Origin of the sequence: Streptomyces sp. P9-2 (assembly GCF_051903975.1) — a bacterium.
Lineage (GTDB): Bacteria > Actinomycetota > Actinomycetes > Streptomycetales > Streptomycetaceae > Streptomyces > Streptomyces cellulosae.
This window is the reverse complement of sequence record NZ_CP192633.1, coordinates 34,896-48,644: the sequence shown is the minus strand read 5'-3', so window position 1 is coordinate 48,644 and position 13,749 is coordinate 34,896. Positions and strand designations below refer to the sequence as shown.

General features: G+C 70.7%; 11 protein-coding genes. 1 reads left to right on the top strand and 10 read right to left on the bottom strand.

The genetic code is table 11. The annotated features are described in order from the left end of the window. Positions 1–17: 17 nt before the first annotated feature. Together ACQY0Z_RS00165 and pta are read right to left on the bottom strand one after the other, a co-directional pair. Positions 18–1,229 (bottom strand): acetate kinase, encoded by a 1,212-nt coding sequence (locus tag ACQY0Z_RS00165; RefSeq protein WP_254586934.1) that lies wholly within the window; start codon positions 1,227–1,229, stop codon positions 18–20. Next, on the bottom strand, positions 1,226–3,340 hold the full coding sequence (pta, locus tag ACQY0Z_RS00160; protein ID WP_439811653.1) for a phosphate acetyltransferase: 2,115 nt from the start codon (positions 3,338–3,340) through the stop codon (positions 1,226–1,228). Before pta ends, ACQY0Z_RS00165 begins: the two co-directional genes overlap by 4 nt. A 184-nt stretch (positions 3,341–3,524) precedes the next feature. On the opposite strand from pta, the gene ACQY0Z_RS00155 reads away from it, so the two are divergent. After that, entirely contained in the window at positions 3,525–4,550 is a 1,026-nt protein-coding gene (locus tag ACQY0Z_RS00155) for an ATP-dependent 6-phosphofructokinase (protein ID WP_033275475.1), read from the top strand. A gap of 77 nt (positions 4,551–4,627) precedes the next feature. Here ACQY0Z_RS00155 and ACQY0Z_RS00150 read toward each other — a convergent pair whose 3' ends face one another. The 8 genes from ACQY0Z_RS00150 to ACQY0Z_RS00115 all read right to left on the bottom strand — a co-directional run bounded on the left by ACQY0Z_RS00150 (position 4,628) and on the right by ACQY0Z_RS00115 (position 13,705). Then, positions 4,628–5,716 (bottom strand): hypothetical protein, encoded by a 1,089-nt coding sequence (locus ACQY0Z_RS00150; protein WP_439811652.1) that lies wholly within the window; start codon positions 5,714–5,716, stop codon positions 4,628–4,630. A 13-nt stretch (positions 5,717–5,729) separates the two neighbouring features. Then, on the bottom strand, positions 5,730–6,713 hold the full coding sequence (locus ACQY0Z_RS00145) for a hypothetical protein (RefSeq protein WP_439811651.1): 984 nt from the start codon (positions 6,711–6,713) through the stop codon (positions 5,730–5,732). A gap of 275 nt (positions 6,714–6,988) precedes the next feature. Further along, on the bottom strand, positions 6,989–7,714 hold the full coding sequence (locus tag ACQY0Z_RS00140) for a helix-turn-helix domain-containing protein (protein WP_439811650.1): 726 nt from the start codon (positions 7,712–7,714) through the stop codon (positions 6,989–6,991). 286 nt (positions 7,715–8,000) lie between these two features. Next, positions 8,001–8,864, bottom strand: coding sequence for a carbohydrate ABC transporter permease (locus ACQY0Z_RS00135; protein ID WP_189904611.1), 864 nt, complete (start codon positions 8,862–8,864; stop codon positions 8,001–8,003). 5 nt (positions 8,865–8,869) lie between these two features. Next, positions 8,870–9,823, bottom strand: a complete 954-nt coding sequence (locus tag ACQY0Z_RS00130) for a carbohydrate ABC transporter permease (protein WP_189904609.1) — start codon at positions 9,821–9,823, stop codon at positions 8,870–8,872. A gap of 19 nt (positions 9,824–9,842) precedes the next feature. Then, complete coding sequence (locus ACQY0Z_RS00125; RefSeq protein ID WP_381728623.1) at positions 9,843–11,228, bottom strand: extracellular solute-binding protein; 1,386 nt, start codon at positions 11,226–11,228, stop codon at positions 9,843–9,845. A 153-nt stretch (positions 11,229–11,381) separates the two neighbouring features. Further along, on the bottom strand, positions 11,382–12,065 hold the full coding sequence (locus ACQY0Z_RS00120) for a response regulator (protein WP_189904605.1): 684 nt from the start codon (positions 12,063–12,065) through the stop codon (positions 11,382–11,384). Next, on the bottom strand, positions 12,062–13,705 hold the full coding sequence (locus tag ACQY0Z_RS00115; RefSeq protein ID WP_381731224.1) for a sensor histidine kinase: 1,644 nt from the start codon (positions 13,703–13,705) through the stop codon (positions 12,062–12,064). The genes ACQY0Z_RS00120 and ACQY0Z_RS00115 overlap by 4 nt, the downstream gene beginning before the upstream one ends. Positions 13,706–13,749: the final 44 nt, after the last annotated feature.

The following is a 13,749-nucleotide window of genomic DNA, read 5'->3' as shown; positions in this document are numbered from 1 at the left end:
AATGAGGTTCCCGCTGCTCAGTTGTTCTTTCCGACCAGTGCGTATGTCTGCTGTGCGATCTCCATTTCCTCGTCCGTCGGTACCACCGCGACCGCGACCCGTGCCCCCTCGGGCGAGATCAGCCGCGCCCCGCCGCCGCGGACCGCGTTGCGCGCGCCGTCCACCGCGAGGCCCAGCCCTTCCAGGCCCGCCACGGCGGCCTCACGCACCTCGGCGGAGTTCTCGCCGACCCCGGCGGTGAAGACCACCGCGTCCACCTGTCCGAGAACGGCGTAATAGGCGCCGATGTACTTCCTCAACCGGTGAATGTAGATGTCGAAGGCGAGCTTCGCCCGTTCGTCGCCCTCGGAGATCCGGCGCCGGATCTCCCGCATGTCGTTGTCCCCGCACAGTCCGACCAGCCCGCTCCGCTTGTTCAGAAGGCCGTCGATCTCGTCGGCGGACATTCCGCCGACGCGCATCAAATGGAAGATCACGGCCGGGTCCATGTCACCGGACCGCGTACCCATCACGAGCCCCTCCAAGGGGGTGAGCCCCATCGAGGTGTCCACGCAGCGGCCCGCCCGCACCGCGGAGGCGGACGCCCCGTTGCCGAGGTGCAGCACGATGACGTTCACCTCCTCGGGCGCCTTCCCCAGCAGCCGCGCCGTGGCCCGCGAGACGTACGCGTGCGAGGTGCCGTGGAAGCCGTAGCGGCGCACCCGGTGCGCGTCGGCGGTCTCCACGTCGATCGCGTAGCGCGCCGCCGACTCCGGCATCGTGGTGTGGAACGCGGTGTCGAACACGGCGACCTGCGGCAGGTCCGGGCGCAGCGCGGTCGCCGTGCGGATGCCGGTGAGGTTGGCCGGGTTGTGCAGCGGCGCCACCGGGATCAGCCGCTCGATCTCGGAGAGCACCCGCTCGTCGATCACCGTCGGCTCGGTGAAGTACTTGCCGCCGTGCACCACCCGGTGGCCGATGGCCAGCAGCTCGGGGGAGTCCAGGCCGAGGCCGTCCGCGGCCAGCTCCTCGGCCATCGCCTTCAGCGCGGCGTCGTGGTCGGCGACCGGACCGGTCCGCTCCCGGGTCTCCCCGCCGGACGCCAGGGGGGTGTGGCGCACCAGGGAGGTGCGCTCGCCGATCCGCTCGACGAGACCGGAGGCCAGCCGGCTGCTGTCGCTCATGTCCAGCAGCTGGTACTTCACCGACGAGGAGCCGGAGTTGAGGACGAGAACGCGGGACGGGCTCACTGGGCGGCTGCCTTCTCGCTCGGAGAACTCGGAGAACTCGGGGCCGGGGACTGGGCCTGGATGGCGGTGATCGCGACGGTGTTGACGATGTCCTGCACCAGGGCGCCCCGGGACAGGTCGTTGACCGGCTTGCGCAGGCCCTGGAGGACCGGGCCGACGGCGATCGCGCCGGCCGAGCGCTGCACGGCCTTGTAGGTGTTGTTGCCGGTGTTCAGGTCGGGGAAGACCAGCACGGTCGCCTGCCCGGCCACCTCGGAGTCCGGCAGCTTGGTCGCCGCCACCGACGGCTCCACGGCCGCGTCGTACTGGATCGGCCCCTCGATCCGCAGGTCGGGGCGGCGCTTGCGGACCAGCTCGGTGGCCCGGCGCACCTTGTCCACGTCGGCGCCGGAGCCGGAGGTGCCCGTCGAGTACGACAGCATCGCGATCCGCGGCTCCACCCCGAACCGCGCCGCCGTGACCGCAGACTGCACCGCGATGTCGGCGAGCTGCTCGGCGTCCGGGTCCGGGTTGACCGCGCAGTCCCCGTACACCAGGACCTTGTCGGCCAGGCACATGAAGAACACCGACGAGACGATGTCCGCGTCCGGCCGGGTCTTGATGATCTCGAAGGCGGGACGGATGGTCGCCGCCGTGGAGTGCACCGAGCCGGACACCATGCCGTCGGCGAGGCCCTCCTCGACCATCAGCGTGCCGAAGTAGTTCACGTCGGACACCACGTCGTACGCGAGCTCCACGGTGACGCCCCGGTGGGCGCGCAGCGCCGCGTACTTCTCCGCGAAGGAGTCACGCAGCTCAGAGGTGGCCGGGTCGATCAGCTGGGTGTCGCCGAGGTCGATGCCCAGGTCGGCGGCCTTCTTGCGGATCTGGTCGACGTCGCCGAGCAGGGTCAGCTCGCACACGCCCCGGCGCAGCAGCACCTCCGCCGCGTGCAGCACCCGCTCCTCGGCGCCCTCGGGCAGCACCACCCGGCGCAGGTCGGAGCGGGCCTGCTCGAGCAGCTTGTGCTCGAACATCATCGGGGTGACCCGGTCGCTGCTGGGCGCGGACACGTGGCGGGTCAGCTCGGCGGTGTCGGCGTACCGCTCGAAGAGGCCGAGCGCCCGCTCCGCCTTGCGCGGGGTGGCAGCGTTCAGCTTGCCCTCCAGGGAGAACAGCTGCTCGGCGGTGGGGAAGCTGTTGCTGGGCACCGACAGCACCGGGGTGCCGGGCGCCAGCCGGTCGGCGAGGGTGAGGACGCGTTCGCCGGGGACCTCGTCCAGGGTCAGCAGCAAGCCCGCTATCGGCGGGGTGCCGGCGCTGTGCGCGGCCAGCGCGCCCACCACCAGGTCGGCCCGGTCGCCCGGGGTCACCACCAGGCAGCCGGGGGTCAGCGCGGCGAGGAAGTTGGGCAGCATCGCGCCGCCGAAGACGAAGTCCAGGGCGTCGCGGGCGAGCCCGGAGTCGTCGCCGAGCACCACCTTCGCCCCCAGGGTGTGGGCGATCTGCGACACCGTGGGCGCGGACAGCGCGGGCTCGTCGGGCAGCACGTAGCAGGGCACGGGCAGCCGGGTGGCGAGCCGCTCGGCGATCTCGTCGCGGTCCTCGGGCGCGACCCGGTTGACCACGATCGCCAGCACGTCGCAGCCGAGGGTGTCGTAGGCGCGGTAGGCGTTGCGGGTCTCGGCGCGCACGGACTCGGCGGTCTGCCTCCGGCCGCCGACGACGGGGATGACCGAGGCGCCGAACTCGTTGGCGAGGCGGGCGTTCAGGGACAGCTCGTCCGGGAACTGCGTGTCCGCGTAGTCGGTGCCGAGGACCAGCACGACGTCGTAGTCGCGGGCCACCAGGTGGAACCGGTCGACCAGGGTGGACACCAGCTCGTCGGTGCCACGCTCGGCCTGGAGCGCGGAGGCCTCGGCGTAGTCCATGCCGTAGACGGTCGCGGGGTCCTGGGAGAGCCGGTAGCGGGCGCGCAGCAGTTCGAAGAGCCGGTCGGGCCCGTCGTGCACCAGGGGCCGGAACACCCCCACCCGGTCGACCTGCCGGGTCAGCAGCTCCATGACCCCGAGCTCGACGACCTGACGGCCGTCGCCGCGGTCGATTCCGGTCACGTACACGCTGCGGGTCACGCGCGCTCTCCGTTTCGTCCGAAGCTTGGTCGAAACCGCCCACACAGGTGAGCGGATCCCTCTTGACAGTACCCGCGGCGCTGGCTAGGACGCTCGCGCATCGGGCCGTCGGCGGTGCTCCGGGGGACGTGAAACAATCGGCAGTGGCTCACCGGTATCGACAGCGACCAGGAGACACAGCACGATGCGTATAGGAGTCCTCACCGCAGGCGGCGACTGCCCTGGACTGAACGCAGTGATCCGGTCGGTCGTGCACCGGGCGGTGGACAACTACGGCGACGAGGTCATCGGCTTCGAGGACGGCTACTCCGGCCTGCTGGACGGCCGCTACCGGACGCTGGACCTCAACGCGGTCAGCGGCATCCTGGCGCGCGGCGGCACCATCCTGGGCTCCTCCCGGCTGGAGCGCGACCGGCTGCGCGAGGCCTGCGAGAACGCCTCCGACATGATCCACGAGTTCGGCATCGACGCGCTCATCCCGATCGGCGGCGAGGGCACGCTGACGGCGGCCCGGATGCTGTCCGACGCGGGTCTGCCGGTGGTCGGCGTCCCCAAGACGATCGACAACGACATCTCCTCCACGGACCGCACGTTCGGCTTCGACACGGCCGTCGGCGTCGCCACCGAGGCGATGGACCGCCTGAAGACCACCGCCGAATCGCACCAGCGGGTGATGGTCGTCGAGGTCATGGGCCGGCACGCGGGCTGGATCGCCCTGGAGTCCGGCATGGCGGCCGGCGCGCACGGCATCTGCCTGCCCGAGCGTCCCTTCGACCCGGCCCAGCTGGTCAAGATGGTCGAGGAGCGCTTCGACCGGGGCAAGAAGTTCGCGGTGATCTGCGTCGCCGAGGGCGCCCACCCGGCCGAGGGCACCATGGACTACGGCAAGGGCGAGATCGACAAGTTCGGCCACGAGCGCTTCCAGGGCATCGGCACGGCCCTGGCGTACGAGCTGGAGCGGCGCCTCGGCAAGGAGGCCAAGCCGGTCATCCTCGGCCACGTCCAGCGCGGCGGCGTCCCCACCGCCTACGACCGCGTCCTCGCCACCCGCTTCGGCTGGCACGCGGTGGAGGCCGCGCACCGGGGCGACTTCGGCAGGATGACCGCCCTGCGCGGCACGGACATCGTGATGGTCCCGCTCGCGGAGGCGGTCACGGAACTGAAGACGGTCCCGAAGGACCGCATGGACGAGGCGGAGTCGGTCTTCTAGACCGCGCTGTCCGCTCCGCGGGGGTGTGGGGGAGGGTCCTCACGCCCCCGAACCGTTCTCGTCTCCGTCGGCGCTCGTCAGACACAGGAGCCTACGGTGGTGGCGTCGCGGGTTCCCGCCGAGAACCTCTCCACCTGTCCTCCGGTCAGGTCGAACACGATGACCCTTCCCTCGAACCGTGGCGCGGTGGGTGCGAACACCAGCCGTTCGGCACCGTCCTGCGTCCACTCCGGGGTGATCTCATTTCCGTAGGTGTCGATGAGCTCATCCCGTGTCGTGCCGACCCGCATTCCGGAGGCCGTCGAGACGGTGGCGGGAGTCTCCACGGTCACAGCGACGAGCGTGTTCTGCATGAACATCATCGACAGTCCCTCCGGCGCTCCCGCCAAAGTGCCGTCGGTGCAATGTGAGGCGTCACCGACGAGGGTGAGCGGTGCACCGGTTGCCTTCTCCACCTCTTGAGCGCTCATGCCGATGCGTACCGGACCTATCCCGTCGACCGTGACTTCTTCCCGGCTGAGGTCGGTGCGTGCCAGGTCGGTCTCGGACTGTTCGACGAACTGCCGGCCGTCCCAGGCCCAGGTGACGCGGCGGAGGATCGAGGGCTGGCCGTGCGGGTCACTATCCCCGTAGAACGCGAGATCGGCGGACAGACGGTCGTCCTGGATCTCGAGTGTCCCAGGCCGGAACTCCGGAGAAAAAGCGGGAACGTCGAAGGCCGGCGTCCGCCCGATCTCGGCACCGCCACGCGTTCGGTAGACGCGGAGCTCTTCGGCGAAGTAGTTCGACGGCTGAGGCTCACAACGGAAGAGAACGGCGGTCACTGCGCCGAGGCGGGGAAGCGTCCCGTGCACGATCCGCTGGACCCGCACTTCCCAGTGCCGCTCCGGACCGATGGCCTCATCCGTCACTGACCCCGTTCCGTCGGTCAGGGTCACCGGCACCGGTTCGTCCACCTCGTCGTCGCAAGTGAGGTCGTAGGTCCGGTTCATCCAGTCGACGTCTTCCGTCCTGGGCGGTGTGCCCTCTGAGCCCCTGGCGGACCCTTGCGCCGTCGGAGCGGAGACCGCCGTCGCCAGAGCCAGAAACGCGCTCAAGAACGCCACCGTTACGGCCCGAACTAGGGCACCGAGCTTGTGATCCATGAGCTGAACCCCGTCGTCCACGTGCTCACCATGCTTACCTGACGAATCGACAATCCCAGGCGTCTGCGACGGCCTTGGCCCGGACGTTGAAGACCCGGTCGAGGGCGTCCTGTCCGAACTGGCTCTTGCACACCTGCGTGACGGAGATGCCCTCGATACGTGTCCGGTCGGCGTTCGCACAGGTCCAGCCGTAAGCGGGATACCTGACATCGGCCCTGTGGAACAGGTTCAGCCCCTTTGCTTCGCACCATCCCCCGAAATCGGGCACGCCTGCGTTGGAGACACGGTCCATGCATTCCCAGGCACTGTACGTGCCGTTCATGGTGGTGAGCCGGTCGAGCACGCTGATCTCGGGATAGGTCGCCTGACATACGGCACCTACAAAATCGTGCATCTCCTCAGGGCTGCCGATCTGCTGAAGGCTGCCGTCGCCGTTCTTGCAGCGTACGGAGTACGCATCGCGACCCGTGGCGACCGCACCGGCCGAAAAGCCTTGGTCCCTGCAATAGTCGTTGAAATCCTGGCGCGTGAGCGCGTGACGGGCATCTTCGTCCTCGCCCGCCATGGCGACGGTGATCGACCCGTCGTTGTCACCGAGGCAGCGGTCCGCGTCATTGATACGTAGGAACAACGTGCCGCTCGAACGAGCGGTCAATGTCCCTCCGGTACCGACCGGGAACGTCCTGCCGTTTTCCCCGATTCGACCGAGTAGTTCCCCGAACGGTTGACTCGGGGCGAGCTTGCAGGGCTGGTAGATCTCCCTGTCGACGGACGGTTCGTACCCACCGGGACCGACTTTGGGGAAGTTCCGCTCGTCCACGGTCCAGGAACCGGAGAGATAGGAAACGGTGAACCGTTCACCCTGGCCCACGGAGAGCGGCATCTGCTGCCACTCCTCCGTGGAACTGACCGACGGACTTTCCAGCGCCTGCCGCGGAGCAGTGGTCGTGGCCCCGGCGGTGGAGACCGGCCAGAGAGGAAGCAGTGTGGTCAACACCATGGCGACGGCAACGGCCAAGGCGCGCCTCGTCGTCCAGTTGGAGCACAGCATTCGTGTCCTCCCGTGACTGAGGAACCTGAGCGACGCCATCAAGAGGCACTTCCTGTGGGGGCCTCCGCATGTGCGGGGGAAGGCCCTGGTGACCGGTAGCGCCCCTCGACGCAGTGGCGAACGGCTGCTGCCGGACGCGCCGGAAGACATCAACAACAGGATTACTCCGCCGCCAGAGGTGGGCAAATCGGCTGCGGCACGACACAGGGAGATGTGGGTTCGGGTCGTGTGTCCCGAGCCGTTCAGGCGCTGCCGCTCTCCGCCGCGACCGCCGTCCAGAAGTGGTCGACCACGTGGGTGAGGAAGTCGCGGCCCGGGTCGGAGGCGTCGGGCGGGCCGCCGCCCCAGGTGAGGGTGGCGGCCATGTGGGCCTGGTAGTCCTGGTGGAGGCCGTGCAGCACCTCCTCGAGGAGGCGGCGGTCCAGTGGGGCGAGCTTCGACACGGGGCGGACGTACGCCTGCCAGCGCGTGGTCACCGCGTTCCGCAGCAGCTCGGCGAGGCGTTCCTCGCGGCCGGTGACGGCGAGGACGTCCGCCAGGGACAGGCCGAGCACCCGGGTCAGGGCGGCCGTCTGGCGCTCGGTGCCGCGCCACTGACCCGTCTCCTCCATCCGTAGGTACGCGTGGAGTTCGAGCCCCACCGTGTGGGCGACGTCCTCCGGTGCCAGGCCGCGGGCCATCCGGTGCTCGCGCAACGTGCGGGGGCGGCCTATGAGTTCGCCGGGCGAACACCACAGCGCGCCCGCGAGAGCGGTGAGCTCGGGCAGGGACGGGGAGGCGTTGCCGCGTTCCCACGCGGCGACGAGGGCCGGCGTGACGTACGGCAGGTCGTACGAGGCGCGCAGGGCGTGGGCCACGTGGTCCGGGTCCAGGCCCAGCGCGGCACGCAGCCGCCGGGCGGCGGGGGCGTTGAACGGCGGGGGCGGATGGCGGTCGTAGCGAAGGGGAGGTCGGCGCACGGCCCACAAGCTAGGCCCGCCCGCCGGGGGTGACTACGGTCTGTTCGGCCAGGCTCACGGATCGTAGGAAGGTACGGCTACCGGCCGGTCGCGTTTCGGAGGCGACGCCGGTCCGGCCTCGGAGGGGCTCACTCCGCATTGCGAACGGCACGCTCAGCGGGCATATGCGAGCCCGCACGCCCCCGTTCCCCCACGAGCCGGACGGAACGGACGCCCGCCCCTCGCACCCCCGTACGAGCCCCGCGCCCCGTGCGCCCCTCCGCCCGCGTCCCCGCGCGCGGCGCGAATCCGCCGGTCACCCCTTCACCGCACCGCCCAGCGCGAACCCCGCGCCCAGCCGCCGGGAGATCAGCACGTACAGCAGGATCACCGGCGTCGAGTAGACGATCGAGAACGCGGCGAGCTGGCCGTACGCCACCATCCCGCGGTTGCCGAAGAAGTCGTTGATGCTCACCGACGCCGGCATCAGGTCCGGGCTGAGCAGCAGCATGAACGGGACGAAGAAGTTCCCCCACATCATCACGAAGGAGAAGACGGTCACCACCGCCACGCCCGGCCCCATCAGCGGCAGCACGATCCGCGCCAGCGACTGCAGCGAGGACGCCCCGTCGGTCCAGGCCGCTTCCTCCAGCTCCTTCGGGACGCCGTCCATGAAGTTCTTCATCAGCCAGATGGCGAAGGGGAGCTGGGAGGCGGCGAAGAAGAAGATCGTGCCCTGCACGGTGTCGATCAGGTTCACCCGTACGAACAGGGCGTACACCGGTACCATGATCGCGGTGATCGGCAGGCTCGTCGCGAAGAGGATGGTCAGCAGGAACGGCCGGTTGAGCCGCGACCGGTAGCGGGACAGCGGATACGCGGCCAGCGCCGCGCACACCACGGTCAGCGCGGTCGCACCCCCGCACAGGAGGAAGCTGTTGAGCAGCGGGGTGAAGGTGATCTCGTCGGTGAGGATCGCGTCGAAGTGCTCCAGGGTCACCCCGTCGGGGGCCTTCACCCGCAGACCGGCGTGCGGGTCGACGGCGGAGAGCACCACCCACGCCAGCGGCAGCAGGAACGCGACGGCGACGACCAGCAGCCCGGCGTCGGCGGCCAGCCGCCGCGCGGTACGGCGGGAGGACAGGGACCGCGACGCCATGGGCCGTGCGGGAAGGGACATGGCGGTCAGACCTCCGTCCGCAGCAGGCGCATGTACAGCAGCGAGAACAGCGAGCCCACCAGCAGAAGCAGCAGCGCCACCGCCGTGCCGTATCCGATCAGGCTGTTCTGGAAGGCCTGTTCGTACATGAACAGCGGCAGCGTCTGGCTCTTCCCGCCGGGGCCGCCCCGCGTCATCACCCAGATCAGCCCGAACACCGAGAGCGTCTGCAGGGTGTTGAGCATCAGCGTGGTGCCGATGGAGCGGCGGATCATCGGCAGTGTGACGTGCCACATCCGGCGCCATCCGCTCGCGCCGTCCACCTCGGCGGCCTCGGTGATCTCCTTCGGGATCTCGTTCAGCGCGGCGGAGTACACCAGCATCGAGAACGCCGTGCCGCGCCACACGTTGGCGAAGGACACCGCAAGGATGGGAAGGGTGAACAGCCAGTTCTGCGAGGGGAGATGGAGGAAGTCGAGGACCGCGTTGAGCGTGCCCTCGCGGCGGAAGAAGGCGTACAGCAGGAACCCCGCCACCACCTCCGGCAGCACCCACGCCGTGACGACGACTCCGCCGGCCAGCGTGCGCACGGGTTTCGACGCCCGCCGCATCAGCGCGGCCAGCGCCAGGCCCAGAGTGTTCTGCCCGACCAGCGCCGAGAGCACGGTGAACACCAGGGTCAGCCCTACGGCATTGAGGAACGCGTCGTCGCGGAACGCCCGCCGGAAGTTGTCCAGACCGACGAACGACTCCTGCGCCTGACCGGTCAGCTGGAGGTCGGTGAAGGCGATGAGGACGCAGTACGCGATCGGCCCGGCGAGGAAGACGAGCAGCAGGGCCAGCGCGGGCGTGAGCGGCAGGAAGCGGGGGAGGAACCGGCGCAGGGTGCGCCGGCCCGACGAGGACGGGGAAGGGGAGGCGGCGGGCGAGCCCGGGGTCTTCGCGAGGTCCGGGCCCGCGTGCGGTGCGGCGGCGGTCATCGGCGCGTCCCGTCGCCGCTCACTTCGAGGTGACCTGGCCGCCGGCGGCGTCGCGCAGTGCCTCGTCGTAGCCCCGCGCGGCCTCCTCCACGGACGCGTCACCCGTGGTCACGGCCTCCATCGCCTCCTGGACGGCGGTCGACACCTTCGGGTACGCCGGGTACGCGGGCCGGTAGTGGGTGTGCTCCACCAGGTCGGTGAAGAACCGGATGCCGGGCTGGGCCGCCGTGTACGCCGGGTCCGACGCGACGTCCTCGCGGACGGCGATGCCGGAGTTGGCGACGTACCACTTCTGCGCGTTGGCCTTGGTCTGCATCGTCTTCACGAACTCGAAGGCCAGGTCGGGGTTGGCCGCCTTGGCGGGGATCGCCCAGGTCCAGCCGCCCGACATGCTCACCTTGCCGGGCGCCTGCCCGTTCTGGGTGGGCATCGCCGCGAGCCCCAGTTCCTTCGACCACTCCGGCCACTCGTGCCCGCTGCCCTCCAGCCAGTCCTGCGGCAGCCAGGAGCCGTCCAGCGCGATGCCGAGCTTGCCCTGCGGCAGCCACTCGCCGCGCACCCGGGTGCCCACGTTGGGGTCGAGGGCGTCGGCGACGTCGGGCCCGAGCTTCTCCTTGTAGACCGTCTCGACGAAGCCCAGGGCGTCACGGAAGCCCTTGCCCGCCGTGATCCACTTCTTGCTCTCCTTGTCGTACAGCGGGTCCGACGTGCCGTCGTTCGTGCCGTACAGCAGCATCTCGAAGGTCTGCATGGTGGCCGCCTCGCCGACCGGCTTGCCGGTGTAGACGTTCAGCGGGACGACACCGGGCACCTTCTTCTTGATGGTGCGGGCGGCGTCGAGCACGTCCTCCCAGGTCCTCGGCTGCCAGTCCGCGGGCAGCCCCGCCTTCGCGAACACGTCCTTGCTGAACCACAGCCCGCGCGTGTCGGTCCCGTCCGGGACGCCGTACGTCTTCCCGTCCTCGCCCTGGGCCGCGGCCTTGGCGGTGTCGGCGAACCGCTCCCAGTCCTTCCACCCGGCGAGGTAGGGGTCGAGCGGCCTCAAGTACCCGCTGGTGATGTCGGAGTTGATGAGGAACGTGTCCTCGTACACCAGGTCCGGCGCGGTCCTCGGGGAGCGGAGCATCTGCTGGAGCTTGGTGTAGTACTCGGCGTCCGGCGCCTTGATGGGGACGAGCTCCACCTTCTTGCCGGGGTTGGCCTTCTCGAACTGCTTCTTGATGTCCGCGAGATAGGTGTCCATCACCTTCACGGAGTTGTCCGTGGACTGCTTGAAGGACACCTTCAGCGTGTCCGGATCCCCGCCGGACCCGCCCCCGCAGGCGGTCAGCAGCAGCGGGGCGGCGGCGCAGAGGGCGACGAGAGCGGTCGGTCGGACGGCGGGGCGAGCGGCGGTGGGGCGCACGGGCACGACCTCCTACGGGCACACGACACTGTGGCCTGGACGGCTGCCTGGTGAACGTAAGTTGACCGGTCCAGCCAGGTCAATGAGCGTGCGCAGGGGGAACCGCCGGGGGCGGTGAAGGCTTCGTGAGGCCGGGTGAGCGGCCGTCACCCGTCAGCGGCTGGAGGTCCAGCGGTACTGCAGCTCCGGCCGCCCCACCGTGCCGTACTGCGGGCGGCGGGCCGCGCAGCCGGAGTCGACGAGGTGTTCCAGGTAGCGGCGGGCCGTGATGCGGGAGATGCCGACCGCCTCCGCGACGCCCGTGGCGGTGAGGCCGCCGGGAGCGTCGCGCAGGGCCGTGGAGACGCGTTCCAGGGTGGGTCCGCTCAGACCCTTCGGGAGGGCGGCCCGGCCGGGGGCGCGCAGGGTCGCCAGCGCGCGGTCGACCTCGTCCTGGCCGCTCGCCTCGCCGGCCGCCGCACGGAACTCGGCGTACCGGACCAGCCGGTCGCGGAGCGTCGCGAAGGTGAACGGCTTCAGCACGTACTGCACGACACCCAGCGACACCCCCTCGCGCACCACCGCGAGGTCACGCGCCGACGTCACCGCGACCACGTCCGCGTGATGGCCCGCCGCCCGCAGCGAGCGGGCCAGCTGCAGCCCGTGCACGTCCGGCAGGTGCAGGTCGAGAAGCAGCAGGTCGACGGGGGTGCGGTCGAGCGCCCGGCGGGCCTCGACGCCGGTGTGCGCCTTGCCGACGGCGACGAAGCCGGGCACCCGCCCGACGTACATCATGTGCGCGTCGGCGGCGACCGGGTCGTCCTCGACGACCAGCACTCTGATGGGCTGCCCGGTCACACCGCACCGCCCGCGCCGTTCACGACCGCACCGGCCGGCTCCCGCAGCGGGATCCGCACGTCGAACACGGCGCCGCCGTCCTCGCCCGAGGTCACCGCGAGGGTGCCGCCGTGCCGGGACACCGCCTGCCGGACCAGCGCGAGGCCCAGACCCCGCCCGCCGGGTCCGGACGGCTTGGTGGTGTACCCGAGCCGGAACAGCTCCTCGGCGCGGTCCGGGTCGACGCCCGGCCCGGTGTCGCCGACCCGGAGGACCAGCTCCGAGCCGTCCTCCTCGGTCAGCGCCGTCACCGTCACCCGTGGCCGCACCCCGCCCTGGGACGCGTCCACCGCGTTGTCGATCAGGTTGCCGAGGATGGTCACCAGGTCGCGGGAGGGCAGCGCCTGCGGGAGCAGGCCGTCGTCCAGGCGGCTGTCCGGGGACACCACCAGCTCCACGCCCCGCTCGTTGGCCTGCGCCGTCTTGCCCAGCAGCAGCGCCGCGAGCACCGGCTCGCTCACCGCGGCCACCACCTGGTCGGTGAGCGCCTGCGCCAGCTCCAGCTCGGCCGTGGCGAACTCCACCGCCTCCTCGGCGCGGCCCAGCTCGATCAGCGACACCACGGTGTGCAGCCGGTTGGCCGCCTCGTGCGCCTGGGAGCGCAGGGCCTGCGTGAAGCCCCGCTCCGAGTCCAGCTCGCCCATCAGAGACTGCAGCTCGGTCACGTCCCGCAGCGTCACCACCGACCCGCGCTGCTGGCCGCCGGTGACCGGCGAGGTGTTCACCACGAGCACCCGGTCGGCCGTGAGGTGCACCTCGTCGACCCGGGGCTCGGAGGCGAGCAGCGCGCCCGTCAGCGGGGCCGGCAGCCTCAGCTCGGCGACCGACCTGCCCACCACGTCCTCCTCCTGGTCCACCCCGAGCAGCACCCGGCCGCCGTCGTTGATCAGCGCCACCCGGTACTGCCCGTCCAGCATCAGCAGACCCTCGCGCACGGCGTGCAGCGCGGCCTGATGGTAGTCGTGCATATGGCTCAGCTCGGTCGCGTTCATCCCGTGCGTGTGCCGGCGCAGCCGCGCGTTGATCACGTACGTGCCGATCGCGCCGAGCCCGAGCGCGCCCCCCGCGACCACCAGCAGCGCGGCGAGCTGCTCCTGCACCCGACGGCCGATCTCCTCGACCCGTATGCCCGCGCTGACCAGGCCGACGATCCGGTCGCCGTCCCGCACCGGCGTCACCGCGCGCACGGAAGGTCCGAGCGTGCCGGTGTAGGTCTCGGTGAAGGTGCGCCCCTTCAGCGCCGGGCCGGTGTGCCCCTTGAAGGGCAGGCCGATCTGCGCGGGGTCGGGGTGGGTCCAGCGGATGCCCCGCGGATCCATGATCGTGACGAAGTCCACGTCGGTGTCGCGCACCACCGCCACCGCGTACGGCTGGAGCCGCGCCGAGGGGTCGGACGAGCGGGCCGCCTCCCGCACGGACGGCGAGTCGGCGACCGCGAGGGCCACGGAGGTGGCCTGCCGTCCCGCGGCCTCCTCGGCCTCGCTGCGGTGGCTGAGATAGGTGGCCAGCGCGTACCCCGCCACGACGACCGTGAGCAGCACGGCCTGCATGGCGAAGAGCTGCCCCGCGAGACTGCGGGGCCGGGGGAGGGGGATACGCATCCAGCCAGTCTGCCTCGTGCATGAGCGGTGAACTAAATGAACGG

Excerpts from the sequence above, each read along its gene's own strand:
- ACQY0Z_RS00155 (WP_033275475.1), top strand. The coding sequence starts at position 3,525 with ATGCGTATAGGAGTCCTCACCGCAGGCGGCGACTGCCCTGGACTGAAC.
- ACQY0Z_RS00135 (WP_189904611.1), bottom strand. The coding sequence starts at position 8,864 with ATGTCCCTTCCCGCACGGCCCATGGCGTCGCGGTCCCTGTCCTCCCGC.
- ACQY0Z_RS00130 (WP_189904609.1), bottom strand. The coding sequence starts at position 9,823 with ATGACCGCCGCCGCACCGCACGCGGGCCCGGACCTCGCGAAGACCCCG.
- ACQY0Z_RS00115 (WP_381731224.1), bottom strand. The coding sequence starts at position 13,705 with ATGCGTATCCCCCTCCCCCGGCCCCGCAGTCTCGCGGGGCAGCTCTTC.